Annotated in this window: 12 protein-coding genes, 2 tRNA genes and 2 rRNA genes; 5 read left to right on the top strand and 11 right to left on the bottom strand. The window is 38.2% G+C overall.

Features of this window, described 5'->3' with window-relative positions; genetic code table 11:
* Window positions 1-77 precede the first annotated feature (77 nt).
* The 4 genes from C8C85_RS13410 to C8C85_RS13395 all read right to left on the bottom strand — a co-directional run bounded on the left by C8C85_RS13410 (window position 78) and on the right by C8C85_RS13395 (window position 4,990).
* Window positions 78-2,963: ribosomal RNA gene (locus C8C85_RS13410) — 23S ribosomal RNA — on the bottom strand.
* 126 nt (window positions 2,964-3,089) lie between these two features.
* Window positions 3,090-3,163 (bottom strand) — tRNA-Ala (locus C8C85_RS13405).
* 92 nt (window positions 3,164-3,255) lie between these two features.
* Window positions 3,256-3,329, bottom strand: a tRNA-Ile gene (locus C8C85_RS13400).
* Between the two features lie 147 nt (window positions 3,330-3,476).
* Window positions 3,477-4,990 (bottom strand): 16S ribosomal RNA (locus C8C85_RS13395).
* The 16S and 23S rRNA genes sit together here with 2 tRNA genes alongside, the layout of an rRNA operon.
* A gap of 693 nt (window positions 4,991-5,683) precedes the next feature.
* Between C8C85_RS13395 and C8C85_RS18370 the strand changes: the two genes are divergently transcribed.
* The 5 genes from C8C85_RS18370 to rplT all read left to right on the top strand — a co-directional run bounded on the left by C8C85_RS18370 (window position 5,684) and on the right by rplT (window position 9,190).
* Complete coding sequence (locus C8C85_RS18370; RefSeq protein ID WP_133243388.1) at window positions 5,684-5,893, top strand: hypothetical protein; 210 nt, start codon at window positions 5,684-5,686, stop codon at window positions 5,891-5,893.
* Between the two features lie 13 nt (window positions 5,894-5,906).
* On the top strand, window positions 5,907-7,853 hold the full coding sequence (thrS, locus tag C8C85_RS13390; RefSeq protein WP_116797511.1) for a threonine--tRNA ligase: 1,947 nt from the start codon (window positions 5,907-5,909) through the stop codon (window positions 7,851-7,853).
* Window positions 7,854-7,869: 16 nt separating this feature from the next.
* Entirely contained in the window at window positions 7,870-8,427 is a 558-nt protein-coding gene (gene infC, locus C8C85_RS13385) for a translation initiation factor IF-3 (RefSeq protein ID WP_371594681.1), read from the top strand.
* Between the two features lie 121 nt (window positions 8,428-8,548).
* On the top strand, window positions 8,549-8,746 hold the full coding sequence (gene rpmI, locus C8C85_RS13380) for a 50S ribosomal protein L35 (RefSeq protein ID WP_007810722.1): 198 nt from the start codon (window positions 8,549-8,551) through the stop codon (window positions 8,744-8,746).
* Between the two features lie 99 nt (window positions 8,747-8,845).
* A complete protein-coding gene (gene rplT, locus C8C85_RS13375) occupies window positions 8,846-9,190 on the top strand; it encodes a 50S ribosomal protein L20 (protein WP_086453231.1) in 345 nt (114 codons plus the stop codon).
* Between the two features lie 90 nt (window positions 9,191-9,280).
* Here rplT and C8C85_RS13370 read toward each other — a convergent pair whose 3' ends face one another.
* The 7 genes from C8C85_RS13370 to C8C85_RS13340 all read right to left on the bottom strand — a co-directional run bounded on the left by C8C85_RS13370 (window position 9,281) and on the right by C8C85_RS13340 (window position 19,673).
* On the bottom strand, window positions 9,281-10,483 hold the full coding sequence (locus C8C85_RS13370) for a porin (RefSeq protein ID WP_116797510.1): 1,203 nt from the start codon (window positions 10,481-10,483) through the stop codon (window positions 9,281-9,283).
* A 19-nt stretch (window positions 10,484-10,502) separates the two neighbouring features.
* The gene (locus C8C85_RS13365) at window positions 10,503-11,843 is read right to left on the bottom strand and encodes an anaerobic C4-dicarboxylate transporter family protein (protein ID WP_116797509.1); all 1,341 of its coding nucleotides are present in this window, start codon (window positions 11,841-11,843) and stop codon (window positions 10,503-10,505) included.
* Between the two features lie 80 nt (window positions 11,844-11,923).
* Window positions 11,924-12,982: a type II asparaginase gene (locus tag C8C85_RS13360; protein ID WP_116797508.1), complete on the bottom strand. Its 1,059-nt coding sequence runs from the start codon at window positions 12,980-12,982 to the stop codon at window positions 11,924-11,926.
* Window positions 12,983-13,042: 60 nt separating this feature from the next.
* Window positions 13,043-14,473 (bottom strand): aspartate ammonia-lyase, encoded by a 1,431-nt coding sequence (locus C8C85_RS13355; protein WP_243412110.1) that lies wholly within the window; start codon window positions 14,471-14,473, stop codon window positions 13,043-13,045.
* 51 nt (window positions 14,474-14,524) lie between these two features.
* A complete protein-coding gene (gene aspA / locus C8C85_RS13350) occupies window positions 14,525-15,934 on the bottom strand; it encodes an aspartate ammonia-lyase (protein WP_116797506.1) in 1,410 nt (469 codons plus the stop codon).
* 185 nt (window positions 15,935-16,119) lie between these two features.
* A complete protein-coding gene (aspT, locus tag C8C85_RS13345; RefSeq protein ID WP_116797505.1) occupies window positions 16,120-17,799 on the bottom strand; it encodes an aspartate-alanine antiporter in 1,680 nt (559 codons plus the stop codon).
* 257 nt (window positions 17,800-18,056) lie between these two features.
* Window positions 18,057-19,673, bottom strand: coding sequence for an NAD-dependent malic enzyme (locus C8C85_RS13340; protein WP_116797504.1), 1,617 nt, complete (start codon window positions 19,671-19,673; stop codon window positions 18,057-18,059).
* Window positions 19,674-19,798: the final 125 nt, after the last annotated feature.

The following is a 19,798-nucleotide window of genomic DNA, read 5'->3' as shown; positions in this document are numbered from 1 at the left end:
TAACATACTGAGATAAAGAACATAAAAAGTATTAGAAAGTTTCTTCTCTCTCGTCTTTTGGACGAGAGAGAAAAGGTGTACATAAGCTTACGGGTTATTAGTACTACTCGACTATGACATTACTGCCTTTACATCTATAGCCTATCAACGTGGTCATCTCCCACGACCCTTAAAAGAAATCTCATCTTGTGGTGGGTTTCGCGCTTATATGCTTTCAGCGCTTATCCCTTCCCAACGTAGCTACTCTGCGGTGCCCCTGGCGGGACAACAGATACACTAGAGGTTAGTCCAATTCGGTCCTCTCGTACTAGAATCAGATCCACTCAAATTTCTTGCGCCCACAGTAGATAGAGACCGAACTGTCTCACGACGTTCTGAACCCAGCTCGCGTGCCACTTTAATGGGCGAACAGCCCAACCCTTGGGACCTTCTCCAGCCCCAGGATGTGACGAGCCGACATCGAGGTGCCAAACCCCCCCGTCGATATGAGCTCTTGGGGGAGATCAGCCTGTTATCCCCGGCGTACCTTTTATCCTTTGAGCGATGGCCCTTCCATGCGGAACCACCGGATCACTATGCTCTACTTTCGTACCTGATCGACCTGTATGTCTCTCAGTCAAGCTCCCTTATGCCATTGCACTCTACGCACGGTTACCAAGCGTACTGAGGGAACCTTTAGAAGCCTCCGTTACTCTTTTGGAGGCGACCACCCCAGTCAAACTACCCACCAAGCAATGTCCCCCGAATTTCGGGGTTAGGCCTCAGATAAACAAAGGGTTGTATTTCAACAATGACTCCACAACGCCTGGCGACGCCACTTCACAGTCTCCAACCTATCCTACACATCATTTATCCAAGGTCAATACTAAGCTATAGTAAAGGTGCACAGGGTCTTTTCGTCCCACTGCGGGTAAACGGCATCTTCACCGTTACTACAATTTCACCGAGCTCATGGCTGAGACAGTGTCCAGATCGTTACACCATTCGTGCAGGTCGGAACTTACCCGACAAGGAATTTCGCTACCTTAGGACCGTTATAGTTACGGCCGCCGTTTACTGGGGCTTCAATTCAATGCTTCTCCGAAGATAACATCTCCTCTTAACCTTCCAGCACCGGGCAGGTGTCAGGCCCTATACTTCATCTTACGATTTTGCAGAGCCCTGTGTTTTTGATAAACAGTCGCCTGGACCTCTTCACTGCGGCCTCTGATTACTCAGAGGCGACCCTTCTCCCGAAGTTACGGGTCTATTTTGCCTAATTCCTTAGCCATGAATCTCTCGAGCACCTTAGGATTCTCTCCTCGACTACCTGTGTCGGTTTGCGGTACGGGTACTAATTACCTGAAGTTTAGAGGTTTTTCTTGGAAGCCCTTAGGCGCACTATCTCTTTGTCCGAAGACTCCGAGTACTATCGTATTTCCCCAAGCCGCGTGGATTTGCCTGCGCAGCTTATAGGTAGGTACTTCAACGAACTATTCCGTCAGTTCGCGGCGCTTTCATCACTCCGTCACCCCATCACAGTAATCAGTAGTACGGGAATATTAACCCGTTGTCCATCGACTGTCCCTTTCGGGTTCGCCTTAGGTCCCGACTAACCCACAGCTGATTAGCATAGCTGTGGAAACCTTAGTCTTTCGGTGTGCGGGTTTCTCGCCCGCATTATCGTTACTTATGCCTACATTTTCTTTTCTAACCAGTCCAGCATGCCTTACGACACACCTTCAACCCTGTTAGAATGCTCCCCTACCACTTAGAGTAAACTCTAAATCCATAGCTTCGGTAATATGTTTATGCCCGATTATTATCCATGCTCGTCCGCTCGACTAGTGAGCTGTTACGCACTCTTTAAATGAATGGCTGCTTCCAAGCCAACATCCTAGCTGTCTGGGCAGACAAACCTCGTTCTTTCAACTTAACATATATTTGGGGACCTTAGCTGATGGTCTGGGTTCTTTCCCTCTCGGACTTGGACCTTAGCACCCAAGCCCTCACTGCACGGAAACATTATATAGCATTCGGAGTTTGTCAGGAATTGGTAGGCGGTGAAGCCCCCGCATCCAATCAGTAGCTCTACCTCTATATAACTTTGCGCCGTGCGCTGCACCTAAATGCATTTCGGGGAGTACGAGCTATTTCCGAGTTTGATTGGCCTTTCACCCCTACCCACAGGTCATCCGAAGACTTTTCAACGTCAACCGGTTCGGACCTCCACACTGTGTTACCAGCGCTTCATCCTGCCCATGGGTAGATCACACGGTTTCGCGTCTAACACTACTGACTAAAGCGCCCTATTCAGACTCGCTTTCGCTACGGATCCGTGGCTTAACCACTTATCCTTGCCAGCAACGTTAACTCGTAGGCTCATTATGCAAAAGGCACGCCGTCACCCCACAAAAGGGCTCCGACCGCTTGTAAGCGTATGGTTTCAGGATCTATTTCACTCCGTTATTCACGGTTCTTTTCACCTTTCCCTCACGGTACTGGTTCACTATCGGTCTCTCAGGAGTATTTAGCCTTAGCGGATGGTCCCGCCAAATTCAGACAGGGTTTCACGTGCCCCGCCCTACTCAGGATACCACTATCTATTACACTTATTACTTATACGAGGCTATCACTCTCTTTGGCTCTACTTTCCAGTAGATTCTAATTCTTTGTGCATAAAATGTCGTGGTCCTACAACCCCAGCATTGCCGTAACAACACTGGTTTGGGCTAATCCGCGTTCGCTCGCCACTACTTACGGAATCACTTTTGTTTTCTTCTCCTCCGCCTACTTAGATGTTTCAGTTCAGCGGGTTTGCCCACCTATCGGTGTACTATGTCTTCAACATAGTGGGTTGCCCCATTCAGGTATTTACGGATCATATCGTGTGTGCCAATCCCCGTAACTTTTCGCAGCTTATCACGCCTTTCATCGCCTCTGAGAGCCAAGGCATCCCCCATACGCCCTTATTTTGCTTATTGTACCAATCGTAAAATCAATTACGACCGTTTTTTTTCGTTTTCTCTAATAAATTAGAAAAAACTGCTTTCTACTTTTTATTATTTCTTATCTCAATATGTCAATGAACTTTTATCCTTTCGGATCTGTGGAGAATAACGGAGTCGAACCGTTGACCTCCTGCGTGCAAGGCAGGCGCTCTAGCCAGCTGAGCTAATCCCCCAATTTTTTGAGCTATTAGTTGTTAGTAATTAGTTATTAGTCTAACTCTTAACTTCTCAACTCTAGAATTTCCTTTTTTAAAGGTGAAAATAGTTGTCTCGGACAGACTCGAACTGTCGACCCCTACATTATCAGTGTAGTACTCTAACCAGCTGAGCTACGAGACACTCTTCATTCTTATTTTTGCGCTTTTTTTAATTTTACGCATGTTTTTTAAATTAACAGCAAGAGTAATATAATCTTTGTTTTTGTAACCAATAGTTCTTTTCGTCTTCTTTCCTCAGCGTGTATTGCTACTAACACTAAGGCTCTAGAAAGGAGGTGTTCCAGCCGCACCTTCCGGTACGGCTACCTTGTTACGACTTAGCCCTAGTTACCAGTTTTACCCTAGGCAGCTCCTTGCGGTCACCGACTTCAGGCACCCCCAGCTTCCATGGCTTGACGGGCGGTGTGTACAAGGCCCGGGAACGTATTCACCGGATCATGGCTGATATCCGATTACTAGCGATTCCAGCTTCACGGAGTCGAGTTGCAGACTCCGATCCGAACTGTGACCGGTTTTGTAGATTCGCTCCTGGTCACCCAGTGGCTGCTCTCTGTACCGGCCATTGTAGCACGTGTGTAGCCCAAGGCGTAAGGGCCGTGATGATTTGACGTCATCCCCACCTTCCTCACAGTTTGCACTGGCAGTCTCGTTAGAGTTCCCGACATGACTCGCTGGCAACTAACAACAGGGGTTGCGCTCGTTATAGGACTTAACCTGACACCTCACGGCACGAGCTGACGACAACCATGCAGCACCTTGTAAATTGTCTTGCGAAAGATCTGTTTCCAAACCGGTCAATCTACATTTAAGCCTTGGTAAGGTTCCTCGCGTATCATCGAATTAAACCACATGCTCCACCGCTTGTGCGGGCCCCCGTCAATTCCTTTGAGTTTCATTCTTGCGAACGTACTCCCCAGGTGGGATACTTATCACTTTCGCTTAGCCACTGAGATCGCTCCCAACAGCTAGTATCCATCGTTTACGGCGTGGACTACCAGGGTATCTAATCCTGTTCGCTACCCACGCTTTCGTCCATCAGCGTCAATCCATTAGTAGTAACCTGCCTTCGCAATTGGTATTCCATGTAATCTCTAAGCATTTCACCGCTACACTACATATTCTAGTTACTTCCTAATAATTCAAGTCTGGCAGTATCAATGGCCGTTCCACCGTTGAGCGATGGGCTTTCACCACTGACTTACCAAACCGCCTACGGACCCTTTAAACCCAATGATTCCGGATAACGCTTGGATCCTCCGTATTACCGCGGCTGCTGGCACGGAGTTAGCCGATCCTTATTCTTACGATACCGTCAAGCTCCTTCACGAAGGAGTGTTTCTTCTCGTACAAAAGCAGTTTACAATCCATAGGACCGTCATCCTGCACGCGGCATGGCTGGATCAGGCTTGCGCCCATTGTCCAATATTCCTCACTGCTGCCTCCCGTAGGAGTCTGGTCCGTGTCTCAGTACCAGTGTGGGGGATCTCCCTCTCAGGACCCCTACCCATCGTAGCCTTGGTAAGCCGTTACCTTACCAACTAGCTAATGGGACGCATGCTCATCTTTTACCGTTGTGACTTTAATAGTTCAATCATGCGATTGTACTATACTATGAGGTATTAATCCAAATTTCTCTGGGCTATCCCTCTGTAAAAGGTAGATTGCATACGCGTTACGCACCCGTGCGCCGGTCTCTTGGTCCGAAAACCAATACCCCTCGACTTGCATGTGTTAAGCCTGCCGCTAGCGTTCATCCTGAGCCAGGATCAAACTCTTCATCGTATATTGTTTGCTTAATTGCTTAAGCTATTAATGTTTGACTGAAGTTCTAGTGGTTCTTTATTCAAATCTTCCGATTCTATTACTCTTATTCTTTTGTTCTTATCTTTCGATAAAAACGGCTGTCAATTCAATATGTCTAGGAACGTGTTCTTCTTGTTTTTGTACGCCAGTCTCTCGATTAGCGGGTGCAAAAGTACAAAGCTTTTTCTTTTCTCACAAGCTTTTTTGAATATTTTTTGAAATAAATTTTCAGTTTCAATTCGTTTGCTTGCCAGTATGTGAAAGAACTTGTGCGTTGTTGCGGGTGCAAAAGTAGCTAGTTTATTCGTTTAAACAATGGCTTTTTGCAATTATTTTGCGTTTATTTTTTAACAGACTGATAACTTGAAATTTACATCAAGAGCTTTTTGAAGGTTTTAGGAGTTTATCGAAGTTCAGCTTGGTTATTGGGCTTTATTTTGATTTTTAACCCTTGTGAGTTTCGCACGAAATGCCGTAAACAATGCTTTATTTTCTCGTAGAGACACTGAAAAGCAAACTTTAGAACCACTTCCTTTACGCTTTGACACCTTTGGGGAGGTACATTTAAGAGCATAATCCCAATCTTGATGGGATTGAGAGCATTTTGAGAATGATTTCCTCTTCTAATATTCTTCCTTATATATAAGGTGTGATTTTTTCAATTTGCATCTTATGAAAACTGATGCCCTAGCCCAGATGGAAGCGGCATCCTGTTGTCCCGGGGTTCGGGACAACAGATATAGTGTACAGCTGGAAATAGCTCCTGATCATTCGGATTCCTCTTTTACAACAACACCTATTTGGATTTTATACTTATATATAGAACAAACCTTATATATCTATTGTATGTGTTTTGCTAATACTTTATATTTGCAATCTTAAAATATAAAAAACAATGATTAAGATTACTTTGCCCGACGGGTCAGTTAGAGAGTTTGCTCCAGGAGTAACTCCGATGGATGTTGCAAAAAGCATTAGTGAAGGATTTGCCAGAAATGTAATTTCGGCATCTTTTAATGGTACAACTATTGAAACATCTACACCACTGACGACCGACGGCAGTCTTACATTATATACTTGGAATGATGCTGATGGTAAAAAGGCTTTTTGGCATTCAACATCGCACGTAATGGCTCAAGTTCTTGAAGAAATGTACCCTGGAGTTAAATTAACTCTAGGACCTGCTATTTCTAATGGTTTTTACTATGACGTTGACTTTGAAGATCAAAAGATCACTGAAGCTGATTTTAAGAAAATTGAAGACCGTGTACTTGAAATTTCGAGAGAAAAACACGAATTTAAAATGCGCCCTGTTACTAAAGCCGAAGCTTTGGAGATGTACAAAGACAATGTTTACAAAACAGAACTAATTTCTAATCTTGAAGACGGAACTATCACTTTTTGTGATCATTCAACTTTTACTGATTTATGTCGTGGTGGACATATTCCGAATACAGGAATCATCAAGGCGATGAAAGTAATGAGTGTTGCTGGAGCTTACTGGAGAGGTGATGAAAAAAATAAGCAGTTAACCCGTGTTTATGGAACTTCATTCCCGAAACAGAAAGATTTAACTGAATACCTAGAATTACTTGAAGAAGCGAAACGTCGTGACCACAGAAAACTAGGAAAAGAATTGGAACTATTTGCTTTTTCACAAAAAGTAGGCCAAGGTTTACCGTTATGGTTACCAAAAGGAGCCGCTTTGAGAGATCGTTTGGAACAGTTTTTGAAAAAAGCACAAAAGAAAGCAGGTTACGAGCAAGTTGTAACTCCGCATATTGGTCAAAAAGAGTTATATGTAACTTCTGGACATTATGCCAAATATGGAGCAGACAGCTTCCAACCAATCAACACTCCTGCTGAGGGAGAGGAGTTTTTATTGAAACCAATGAACTGCCCTCATCACTGCGAAATCTACAACGTAAGACCTTGGTCATACAAAGATCTACCAAAGCGTTATGCTGAATTTGGAACAGTTTATAGATATGAGCAAAGTGGTGAATTACACGGTTTAACTCGTGTACGTGGGTTTACTCAGGATGATGCTCACATATTTTGTACTCCAGAGCAATTGGACGAGGAGTTTAAAAAAGTAATTGACTTAGTACTTTATGTATTTGGTTCATTAGGCTTCGAAAACTTTACAGCTCAGATTTCATTGAGAGATAAAGAGAACAGAGATAAATACATAGGTTCTGATGAGAATTGGGAAAAAGCAGAAAATGCAATCATCAATGCGGCAGCAGACAAAGGACTGAATACAGTTGTTGAATACGGAGAGGCTGCTTTCTACGGTCCAAAACTGGATTTCATGGTAAAGGATGCTTTAGGCAGACAATGGCAATTAGGAACAATTCAAGTAGATTACAATTTACCTGAACGTTTTGAATTGACTTACAAAGGATCTGATAATGAATTACATAGACCTGTAATGATTCACAGAGCACCTTTTGGATCAATGGAACGTTTTATTGCTATTTTATTAGAACACACGGCAGGAAATTTCCCACTTTGGTTAATGCCTGAGCAGGCAATTATACTGTCTTTGAGTGAGAAATATGAAAATTATGCTAAAAAAGTTTTAAATCTGCTAGAAAATCACGAAATTCGCGCCCTAATTGATAACAGAAGCGAGACGATAGGAAAGAAAATTAGAGATGCAGAAATGCAGAAAATCCCGTTTATGCTGATTGTTGGTGAGGAAGAAGAGAAAAATGGAACCATTTCTATTCGTCGCCATGGTCAAGAAGGAAAAGGTAATATCAGCGTTACAATAGAAGAATTTGCTTCGATTGTTGACGAGGAAATCAAAAAAACATTAAAAGTATTTACAGTTTAACTTAAATTATAAAGTCATAGCAATAAGAAGCAACAGAGGTTACCAACCTCGCGTAGAAAAAAAGGATGCACACAGAATAAATAATTTTATTCGCGGTGTACAAGAAGTAAGACTTGTGGGTGAAAACATAGAGCCTGGAGTTTTTAAACTTGCAGAAGCTTTAAGATTAGCTGACCAATTTGAATTGGATTTAGTTGAGATTTCTCCAAACGCAGAGCCACCGGTTTGTAAAATCATGGATTACAAGAAATTTGTTTACGAACAAAAGAAACGTGATAAGGCTCTAAAAGCGAAATCTACTCAAGTAGTAGTAAAAGAAATACGTTTTGGTCCTCAAACTGATGAGCATGATTACGAATTTAAGAGAAAGAACGCTGAAAAATTCTTAAAAGAAGGAGCGAAATTAAAAGCTTTTGTATTCTTTAAAGGGCGTTCAATTATCTATAAAGACCAAGGGCAAATCTTATTATTGAGATTGGCTACTGACTTAGAAGAATTCGGAAAAGTTGAAGCAATGCCTGTTCTTGAAGGAAAGAGAATGATTATGTTTATTGCTCCTAAAAAGAAAAAGTAATCAGTTTGCAGAAAGCAGATAAAAAATAGTATCAGTTCTCATTGTTCAGTTTTAAACCTGAAGTCTGAAACTTTAAACAAAAGATTAAGTAAGTAATAATAAATTAAAACACTGGGAAAAAATGCCTAAAATGAAAACCAAATCTAGCGCCAAGAAACGTTTCAAAGTTACTGGTTCTGGAAAGATTAAAAGAAAGCATGCTTTCAAAAGTCACATCTTGACTAAAAAATCTAAAAAACGTAAATTAGCTTTGACTCACTCAGCGCTAGTTCACTCTACAGATATGAAAAGCATCAAACAACAATTAAGAATTATCTAATAATTCTTTAGGTTAAAAATAAATTCAATAACCTTGGAGTATGGCCATAAGTTCCTTTGATTAAATTCAGGACGCCTGCTACAAAAAAACAATAAAATTATGCCAAGATCGGTAAATTCAGTTGCTAAAAGAGCAAGAAGAAAAAAAATAATGAAGCAAGCCAAAGGTTTCTTTGGTAGACGTAAAAACGTTTGGACAGTTGCAAAGAACGCGGTAGAAAAAGCAATGTGCTATGCATATCGTGACAGAAAAGTGAATAAAAGAAATTTCCGCTCATTATGGATTCAACGTATTAACGCTGGAGCTAGATTGGAAGGAATGTCTTATTCTCAATTCATGGGTAAAGTAAAAGCTAACGGAATCGAATTGAACCGTAAAGTTCTTGCTGATTTAGCGATGAATCACCCTGAAGCTTTCAAAGCAGTACTTAATAAAGTAAAATAAACGTTATATAAACTCAATTTAGAATTACTTACTTATAGAAAAACCCAATCTTACGATTGGGTTTTTTGTTTTTATTGAGTTTCATAAAAATCATAAAACCAGTAATGGAGCTATAAATCCAAAGCCTAAAAGTCCAGTTGTATAATCTTTGACCCCGAAAGCATTTTCAGCATAGTTAGTATACTCATATCTTCTAGCTGTATATGCCACATAGAATTTTATATTGAAATCTTTGAAAGGCATATACTGAATAGTTGGAATAAGCCCATAGCTAGTAGATAATTTTGAACTGCTATTTGGATCTGGATTATCTTTCCATGAATGATTACTATTCATCACTGTTAAAAGTAAATTAACTTTAGGAGTTACCAAATACTCCGCTCTAACCCAGTTTTCCACATAAAGAACATTTTGTGCTGCGTATTGATATTGACTACTTATAATACTAGAAACAATTCCTTTACGATCCAGTCCTTCATCACTGTATTGAAAATCATAATACAAAACAAAATTCTTTGCTTTAAATTTATTTCCTAGCGCAAAATAGTTCATATGTGATCCTTGTGCCTCGTTGAAAAAACTGTAACTATAAGTGGTTTCAAATTTGCCATCGAAAAAGCTTCCTCTCCAATTACCTACCATTGCCAATGGATATTCAGAAGGATTTATGTTTGGCGGAGCCGTACTGCCATATTGTTCTTCATAAGTTTTGGTTCTAGAATTTAATACTTGAAAAGAAATTGAGTTTTTACCATCGGCAAAATCATGAGATAGACCTGCACCTACCAAAAAGTTATCGGCGTTTTCAATAATATCATTATAGGTTAATATGTCAATAGGATTAAAATCAAATTCAAAACCTCCCCAATCGGCACATAATTTTCCGAAAGAAAGCTTTGTGCTTTTAGATAAATCAATTCTCAAAAAAGCGAGATCGACTGATCGACTTATATTATCCAAATTTCCGGGAATAGGTTCTCTAGTATATCTGTTACGGAATCTAAAATAAACTTTATCATGAATTTTTCCTTTCATTTCAAATCGAAGCTGGTTTACATTAAATTCTGACAGTGTATGACTGCCATCCATAAAATTGCTATTGTAAGCCATACGTGAATTAAAAATTACGTCAACATCCCTTAACAAAGATTGCTTAGAAACAGGTATCAACGATTTTAAGGAATCTGGAATAAAAAAATCCCCTTCATTCGTTTGTTTTTCCACTTGCTCCACTTGAGCCATTGCAAAAATTGGTAAAAAACCAATTAATAAGTAAATAAAGTATTTTCTCATAATTATCAAATTTTAAAATTTATAATAGAAATGATCCCAATAAAAATCCAACTGCGATTGCCACCCCAATTGCGACCACACCGGGAACATTGAAACTATGATTAACAACGTACTTCCCTATTTTTGTACTTCCTGTTCTATCGAAATTAATAGCCGCTAATAAGGTTGGATATCCTGGCAAAACAAAATCACTATTTACAGCTGGGAATATAGCTATCAATGCTGATGGGGGAAGTCCTAAAGCAATTCCTAATGGCATCATTGTTTTGGTAGTAGCTGCTTGGCTAAACATCAAAACACCCATTATAAAAACTGCTATAGCAAAAGTCCAAGGATAGTCGGTAACAATACCTCCTAATGCTCCTTGTATTATATCATTATTGGAATACATGAAGGTTGAACTCATCCAAACCACCCCAAAAACAGACACTACCGCAGAAGCCATTGAAGTAAATAAACTAGCTTTAGTAACATCTGTCGTACTTGTTTTAGTAATTAACATCATAGCTGCAGAAGCAGTAAGCGTAATCACACTAATTATGGTCACCATAGACAAAGAACCATTAGCAGCAACTGCAAGAGTTTTGGTGCCAGGTTCAAAACTAGGAACTAAATTTGGGAACGCACCAGCAATTACAATCAGAACTATTGCAAACGTGAATATTAAAACCGAAGTTTTAGCTCCAGGTTTTAAACTTTTTACTTCACCTTCAACATCTGCTTGCATACTTTTTGCAAATTCAGGATCTTTCATTTTTTCAATAAAAACAGGATCATCATTCAATTCGATTCCCTTTTTAAAAACTGAAAAGCAACCAAGTAACAAACCTATGATACATGCTGGAATACAAATCATCATAATATCCACCAAAGCGCCAGGATAACCCAATATAACCACCAAAGCCGCTGTTGCCGCACTCATAGGACTTCCCGTAAGAGCCAAATGGGAAGCAATAACCGAAATACTCAATGGTCGTTCAGGTCGAATTCTTTTCTTAGCCGACACTTCAGAAATAATAGGCAATAAGGAATAAACTATATGGGCGGTTCCTGCAAACAGACATAAAAAGTAAACCGTAAAAGGCGCTATAAATGTGATATTTGATGGGTTGCTTCGAATAATTTTTTCAGCCAAATTCACTAGATAATCTAATCCTCCCGATGCCTGTAAGGTTGCAGCCGTTGTTACAATTGCCATAATAATTAACATCACATCTAGCGGCGGATCTGTAGGTTTCATTTTGAAAACAAAAAGAAAAACGAATAGTCCTACCATGCCCATTACACCTAATCCAATTCCTTTCATTTGTGACCCTATAAGAATCATTCCGATAAGAACAGCAAATTCAATCCAAATCATATAGTTGTATTTAAGGTTATTACTATTATTCTATTTGAAACAAAAAAAGTGAATCTTATAAAAATTCACTTTTCAGCTAATCAATAATCAAAGAAAAACTGTTGTATCTTTTCTCTATCCGATGTAGTTGTCAAAGCTAGCATCAATAAAACTCTAGATTTTTGAGGATTTAAATCATCAGAAACCACAAAGCCAAGTTCTTTATCTTTCACTTCATTGTCTAAAGTAATTCTGCCGGAACCTGCTCTTGCAGAACGGCAAACCAAAATTCCTTTTTTGGCAGCATCTGCCAATGCTTTTCCTACTGGCTCTCCGAAATTACCATTTCCCATTCCTGCATAAACTATCCCTTTTACGCCTGAATTTGCTATTCCTGTTACTGACACGGGGCTAGCATCTGCATATCCATAAACAATTTCAACTTGAGGTAAAGAAGTCAAGCTTGTGACATCAAACTTTTTGGAAGGATTTCTTAATGATTGATAGTAGTAATTTACTTTACCATCATAAATTAATCCAATTGGACCAAAATTACGGGATTGAAAAGTTTCCAGATTCGTAGTACTGGTTTTAGTCACGTCTCTGGCATCATAAATTTTTTCATCCATAGCAACAATCACACCTTTTCCCTGGCTTTTTGGGCTAGCCGCAACCATTACTGCATCCAATAAATTTCGGTTACCATCTTGACTCATGGCTGTTGATGGACGCATAGCTCCTACCAACACTACAGGTTTGTCTGACATCACCGTTAAATCCAAGAAATAGGCAGTTTCCTCCTGCGTATCGGTACCATGTGTCACAACTATCGCATCGGCCTCATTGTTTTTGAAAATTTCATTTATCCTTTTTGATAATTTCAACCAAGTTACCACATTCATATCTTGGCTGCCAATTTGGGCAATTTGCTCTCCAGTTATTTTTCCATAATCATGGATTTGAGGTACTGCATTTAGCAAATCGTCAATAGGTACTTTTCCAGCTGTATAAGCCGCTTTAGTCGCTGATTCTCCGGAACCGGCGATGGTTCCGCCTGTTGCCAAAATAATGATTCTTGGCGAGGTTTTTGGTGCTTTATTTTGTGCTTGCACCGGTAAAACAAAAACTGAGATCATAAATAGTAAAACAATCTTTTTCATAATTTATCAAGTTATAGTTAATTTATTTTCGATTAATATAATCTATAAGACTTCAAAGCATTATTTCTGACCCGTCATGGTTGCTGGATCCAAAAGCTTTTTGATTTGATCCTCCGTTAATAATTTCTTTTCACGGATAAGTTCGAGTATTCCTTTATTTGTAGAAAGTGCCTCTTTTGCCAATTCTGTGGTTTTTTCGTAACCTAAAACAGGATTTAGTGCCGTAACTATACCTACACTCCTGTCAATATAATGTTTCAGGACTTCTTCATTGGCAGTAATACCATCAATACAATTTTTCCTAAATAAAGGCAATGTTTTATAAAAAAGAGCTTGAGATTCCATAATAGAAATGGCCACTACAGGTTCGTAGGCATTCAATTGAAGAAGTCCATTTGAGGAAGCCAATGTAACTGTCACATCATTTCCAATCACTTTGTAGCAAATCTGATTCATTAATTCTGGCATCACAGGATTTACTTTACCCGGCATAATAGACGATCCTGGTTGTAAGGCCGGCAGGTTGATTTCAAATAACCCTGTTCGTGGTCCCATAGCAAGAATAATTAAATCACTACTAATTTTTGAAATTGCCACGGATAAACTTTTCAAGGCTGATGAATACATCACAAATCCTTGCATACTAGAAGTGGCTGCAATCAAATCTGGACTTAATTTCATAGGCTTTCCTGTAATTTTTGCTAAATGTGTAGCGCATTTTTCTGCATAACCAGGGGTAGCCGTAATCCCTGTACCAATAGCGGTAGCTCCCATGTTTTCTTCATACAAATAAGCTTCACTTTTACGTAAGCCTTCAATTTCTGCATCAAGTTGGTAACCAAAAGCATGGAACTCCTGTCCTAAAGTCATTGGAACAGCATCCTGACCCTCGGTACGACCCATTTTTAGTATTTTATTAAATTCATCCCCTTTTTTATGAAAAGCATCCGAAAGTAACTTTACCTCTTTCATCAATTTATCATTGTGTAATAGCAATGCGACATGAATGGTCGTTGGATAGACGTCATTTGTAGATTGTCCCATGTTCAAGTCGTCATGAGGCTCTATAAATTTATACTCCCCTTTTTTATGACCGCTTAATTCAAGGGCAATATTCGCAAGTACTTCATTGGCATTCATATTGGCAGATGTTCCCGCTCCCCCTTGGTAAAGATCTACCAAAAACTGATCGTGGTACTTGCCGTCAATTACTGCCTGGCAAGCTTTTTCAATAGCGTCAAGTCTATCTTTTTTCATGCGACCAACATCTGCATTAGCTCTGGCAGCGGCTAATTTAACCATTGCATATGCCCTTACATAATCTGGATAAAAGCTTGTCTTTACACCACTTACCTGAAAATTCTCTAATGCTCTGGCCGTTTGCACACCATAATAAGCATCTGCAGGAATTTGTTTTTCACCTAGTAAATCTTTTTCAGTTCTAAACTGAGCAAACATCGAATAGCTTAGCAGAACTAGAGATACTATCATCAAAATTTTTAATTTATTTTTCATTAGTCTAATACTATAGTTAAAATAAAATCATGAGGTAATAAACCTAGGATTAATTAAATTCTCTATTGAATAGATTTCATCCCATTTATCTTGAGTAATAAGTTTGCGTTCCACAACTGCAATTTGATGTACGCTTTTTCCAGTTTTTAATGCTTCTCCTGCAATACTGGCACTTTCTTCGTATCCTAAAATTGGATTCAACTGAGTTACAATTCCAATACTATTCATTACCATATTGTAGCAATGTTGCTCATTTGCAGTAATACCAGTAATACATTTATCAATTAATGTTTGAATTGCATTTGACATATAATCTAATGAGGTAAACATTGCAAAAGCAATTACCGGCTCCATAACATTTAATTGTAATTGTCCAGCTTCAGCCGCCATAGTCACGGTTAAATCTTGCCCTATAACATAAAAACAGGTTTGATTCACCACTTCTGGAATTACAGGATTTACCTTTCCAGGCATAATTGATGAGCCAGGCTGACGAGGAGGCAGGTTAATTTCATTAAATCCTGTTCTTGGTCCTGAACTTAACAAACGTAAATCATTACATATTTTTGAAATTTTGACCGCTGTTCTTTTCATTGTACCCATTATTTGAACATAAGCCCCAGTATCCACAGTTGCTTCGATCAAATCTGGCGACAATGTCAATGGAATTCCAACCTCTTTAGCCAAATAATTGACACAAATTTCTGGATAACCTTCCGGAGCATTTACTTTAGTTCCAATGGCTGTTGCCCCCATGTTAATATCTAACACTAAACTTTGAGCCTCTCTTAACCTTAAAACATCTTCACCTATTGTAGTTGCATAGGAGTGGAATTCCTGTCCCAATGTCATTGGTACTGCATCCTGCAGTTGAGTTCTTCCCATTTTTAAAACTTTCTTGAACTCGCTACCTTTTGCTGCAAAAGCTTTTTCAAGATTTTCTACTGTTTTTATAAAATGATCCATTTTTAAATACAGTGCAATTCTAAAAGCAGAAGGATATGCGTCGTTTGTAGATTGAGAACAATTCACATGATTATTTGGATGCAAGAAATTATATTCTCCTTTTTTATGTCCCAAATACTCCAAACCAATGTTAGCAATAACCTCATTAGCATTCATATTTACGGATGTCCCAGCTCCTCCTTGTATTAAATCACTAACAAATTCCTTATCAAATTTTCCCGCAATTACTTGATCGCTTCCATAACAAATGGCCTCAGCAATTTTAGCATCCAAAGCACCACAATCTTTGTTAGCCATTGCAGCAGCTTTTTTCACATAGCCCAAAGCCTTAATGAACAATGGTTCTCTCGAAATTGGAATACCTGTTATATTAAAATTCTCGACTGCTCTAAATGTTTGAATCCCATAATATAGATGATTTGGAATTTCTAATTCACCTAAAAAATCATGTTCTCTTCTTGTTGCTTCCATAATAACATTAATTTATTAAATTTAATTTTTTTTATTTTATAATAAAAGTAATATAAATTTATATTTTTTATAAAGATTAATACTAATATTTGTTTTTAATAAAGAAATAAAAAAACATTTGAAAAAAAATAACGCTTTACATTTGATTCTATTTAAAATCCATATTTTTTGAGTTCAATATAAAATCAATTCATCATGGAAACCAAAATTGGTCCCCAAGCCGTTAACAGTATATTCCCCAATGCATAAGGAATTGTATAACCTAAAACTGGAAATTTACTTGCCGAAGCATCTTGGATAGCCTTAAGTCCAATGGTTGAAGTCCCAGCCCCCGTTTGAGCACCCAACAGAATTATTGGGTTCATTTTTAAAACATATTTTCCGAAAAATAGCCCAATTATGTGTGGCACGATTGACACAAAAAAACCAGCGATAACAATGCTAAAACCCATTTCTTGAAGTCCAGAAATAAAACTAGGCCCTGCTGCCATCCCTACCAATCCAATAAATGTTGCCAATCCAACATTGTCAAAAATCCACAAAGCAGGTTCTGGAATACTGCCAAATATTGGTGTTTGTGAATGCAACCAGCCAAAAACCAATCCCATTACCAATGCTCCACCACTGGCTGTCAGCGTAATTGAAATGCCAAAAACAGTTATTGAAAGCAATCCAAAAAGTCCGCCTAAAACAATTCCCAATCCTAAAAAAACAATATCAGTTGCAGTACTTAGTCTATCTAAATATCCAATTTCTTTGGCGGCCTTTTCCATTAGAACCATTTTGCCCGTAAGCTTCAAAACATCGCCTTTTTGTAAAACAGTATTTAAGTTAAAAGGAATCTCCTGATACTCTCTAGTAATCTTATCCAACATCAATCCATTCCCGAAACGATTACGTAACTCTTTAATTGTTTTTCCAGAAATTTCTTTATTTGTGATTGTTATATCCATGTGTGCCAATGGGAATTTCAACAATTCTTCATCTAAAACTTCAGGACCTATATTGGAGAGACTGTTCAAAATAATCCCATGTTGAGCCATTATTACCAATATATCATCTTTTTGAATAATTGTTTTGGGAGTAGGTTCTATTAATTCTTGATTGTGTCTCATTCGTTGAATGATTAACCTTAAATCTTTATTTTGCTTTTCAAATTCGGATATGGTAAGTCCAACCCATTTTTCATTGGTTATTTGATAAGCTCTTATGATCCATCTTTGATAGGCAGATTGTATACCTGGTTCATGTTCCGTTTCGCCAGTTAATTTTTGGCTGAGTTTTTCGCTCTCTTCAACTAAATTGATTCCTAATAACTTTGGAGCAATTGTTGTCAAAAAGAAAACAAAAGAAGTTGCCCCAATAAGATAGGTAAGTGAATAAGCAACAGGTATATGGTTAATTAATTTTATTTTCTCTACTTCAGAAATAGAAAGTTGATGTATCGCCTCAGAGGCAGTACCTATAAGTGTAGATTCTGAAAATGCTCCCGCCAAAAGTCCGGCAGCAGTTCCTGTATCGTAACCTAAAATTTTGGAACTCCCGAAAGCAATTAGCAAACAGCTAACACAAATAACAATTGTAAGCATCAATTGAGGGAATGCATTTTTCTTTAAACCTTGAAAAAATTGTGGTCCTACTTTATAACCGGTGGCAAAAAGAAAAAAATCAAAGAAAATAGTTTTGACAATTGGGGGGATTTCGATGTTCAATTGGCCAATAAGAACCCCTGCGAACAAAGTTCCCAAAACTACCCCAATTTTAAAAGTACCAATTTTTATATGCCCTAAAGCAAAACCTAGAGATAGTGTCAAAAAAACGGCTAACTCAGGATGATCCCGTAAAATATGTGCAAAACTTTCCATTAACTTCAGATTTAAAATCCATTAACAAAATACACTCTACTTTAAAAACAGGGGCAAGCTTTTAAATTAACAATAAAGTTAATACATAAATAAGTATAACAAAGAATATCACACTTTTTTTCATCAATTTATATTGAATATAATTAATATTAGCAATTATATTCAAACAATTAACAAACATTCATAATAACTTAACAATCACAATATTTTCAATTCTCCATAATTTATTATCTACATACATTCCAAAACTAATTAGACTATTTGTATTTCGGAATGTACATTTTGCTTTTGATAAAATCACTAATATTTTCAGGCCTTTCAACACCTGCTAAACCTGAATTAAAAATATCTTCCGCAACTTTTACAGCGACATTTACTGATACTTTCAAAATATCGGTAACATTGGGATAAATTAAACCTTTTTCAAAATCCGCTAAACATACTTGTTCTGCTACAGCTTCTGCGGCAGTCAATAATATATCGTCTGTAACTCTCTTCGCTTCGGTTGCAAAAATAGCGAGTCCTAAAGCCGGAAAAATAAATACATTATTTCCTTGGCCTGGTGTAAAGATTTTACCTTGATATTTTACCGGGGCAAATGGACTTCCACTAGCAAAAATGGCTTTCCCTTTACTCCAATTATATGCCTGTTCAGCAGTACATTCAGAATGAGAAGTTGGGTTGGAGTAGGGGAAAATTATAGGCCGTTCATTTACGGCACTCATATTTTCGATTACTTGCTGATTAAATGCTCCTCCAACTGTACTAACACCTACAATGGCTGTCGGCTTAATTTTAAGGACTGCTTCGGCAAAATCGGTACAAGGATCTGAATCATGGGCAAAATCGAATTGATGCTCAACAAGATCCGTTCGGCTTTTTACCAACAATCCATTTACATCAAACATCCAAATTTGATTTAAAGCTTCTTCCCTAGTCAAACCATCTCTTTGGAATTTTTTAACAAGCATATCAGCGATACCGAAAGCTGCGGCACCTGCACCTAAAAATAAAAAGTGCTGATCAATAAATCTTTTTTCCATCAAACGACTTATGGAAATAAATCCTGCAGTAGCGATAGCGGCCGTTCCTTGAATATCATCATTAAAAGTACAAACTTTCTCTTTGTAGGTATTTAAAATCTTGATGGCATCAACTCCTGGAAAGTCTTCCCATTGTATGCAAATTTTTGGGAAAACTTCGTTCATAGCCTCAACAAATGCGGCAACAAAATCATCAAATTCCTTACCTCTAATTCTTTTACATTTCAAACCTGGATATAGTGGGTCATTCAAAAACTCTTCATTATTGGTACCAACATCCAACACAATTGGCAGCGTATATTCTGGAGGAACTCCTCCGCAACTGGTATATAAAACTAATTTCCCTATGGGTATTCCTAAACCAAAAATACCCAAATCCCCCAATCCTAGTATACGTCCGCCGTCTGTAACAACAGTAAATCGGACATCTTTTTCGGGCCAATTTCGCAGAATCTCTTTTATATGATCTTTTTGATTAATCGATAGATATAAACCTCTGGGTCTTCGTGTTACTTGTCCAAATTTTTGACAAGCTTCTCCAACTGTCGGAGTATATACAAGGGGCAAAAACTTGGCAGGATCACTGGTGATTGTTTTAAAAAATAAAGTTTCATTATTCTCCAACAACTGCATCAGGAAAATGTATTGATTTATGGGTTTTTCAAAATTTTCCAGTTGTTCCTGAATACGTACTATTTGTGTTTCAATGGTTTCAACTGCTTCTGGCAACATTCCTTGCAAACCATATTTATCTCTTTCCTCCTGAGTAAAAGCTGATCCTTTATTTAATCGAGGATTCCGTAATATTGAATAACCAGTGCTATCTTCCATTTTAATCAGTTTAAAAATTATATATTTTTTAAAATCAACAAAATATCTATTATTACAATTCAGAAATGAATGTTCTTAAAATCATTTCGTCCTATAAAAGAAAACTTTAAAAAAATAACAATTCA

The organism is Flavobacterium sp. 103 (assembly GCF_003096795.1).
In the GTDB taxonomy this organism is placed as follows: domain Bacteria; phylum Bacteroidota; class Bacteroidia; order Flavobacteriales; family Flavobacteriaceae; genus Flavobacterium.
Note: the sequence above shows the minus strand (reverse complement) of the source record. Positions and strands in the feature narration are given on the sequence as shown.

Coding starts and splice junctions, on each gene's coding strand:
- C8C85_RS18370 (WP_133243388.1), top strand. CDS start 5,684: ATGAAAACTGATGCCCTAGCCCAGATGGAAGCGGCATCCTGTTGTCCC.
- thrS (WP_116797511.1), top strand. CDS start 5,907: ATGATTAAGATTACTTTGCCCGACGGGTCAGTTAGAGAGTTTGCTCCA.
- rpmI (WP_007810722.1), top strand. CDS start 8,549: ATGCCTAAAATGAAAACCAAATCTAGCGCCAAGAAACGTTTCAAAGTT.
- rplT (WP_086453231.1), top strand. CDS start 8,846: ATGCCAAGATCGGTAAATTCAGTTGCTAAAAGAGCAAGAAGAAAAAAA.
- C8C85_RS13370 (WP_116797510.1), bottom strand. CDS start 10,483: ATGAGAAAATACTTTATTTACTTATTAATTGGTTTTTTACCAATTTTT.
- C8C85_RS13365 (WP_116797509.1), bottom strand. CDS start 11,843: ATGATTTGGATTGAATTTGCTGTTCTTATCGGAATGATTCTTATAGGG.
- C8C85_RS13360 (WP_116797508.1), bottom strand. CDS start 12,982: ATGAAAAAGATTGTTTTACTATTTATGATCTCAGTTTTTGTTTTACCG.
- C8C85_RS13355 (WP_243412110.1), bottom strand. CDS start 14,473: ATGATAGTATCTCTAGTTCTGCTAAGCTATTCGATGTTTGCTCAGTTT.
- aspA (WP_116797506.1), bottom strand. CDS start 15,934: ATGGAAGCAACAAGAAGAGAACATGATTTTTTAGGTGAATTAGAAATT.
- aspT (WP_116797505.1), bottom strand. CDS start 17,799: ATGGAAAGTTTTGCACATATTTTACGGGATCATCCTGAGTTAGCCGTT.
- C8C85_RS13340 (WP_116797504.1), bottom strand. CDS start 19,673: ATGGAAGATAGCACTGGTTATTCAATATTACGGAATCCTCGATTAAAT.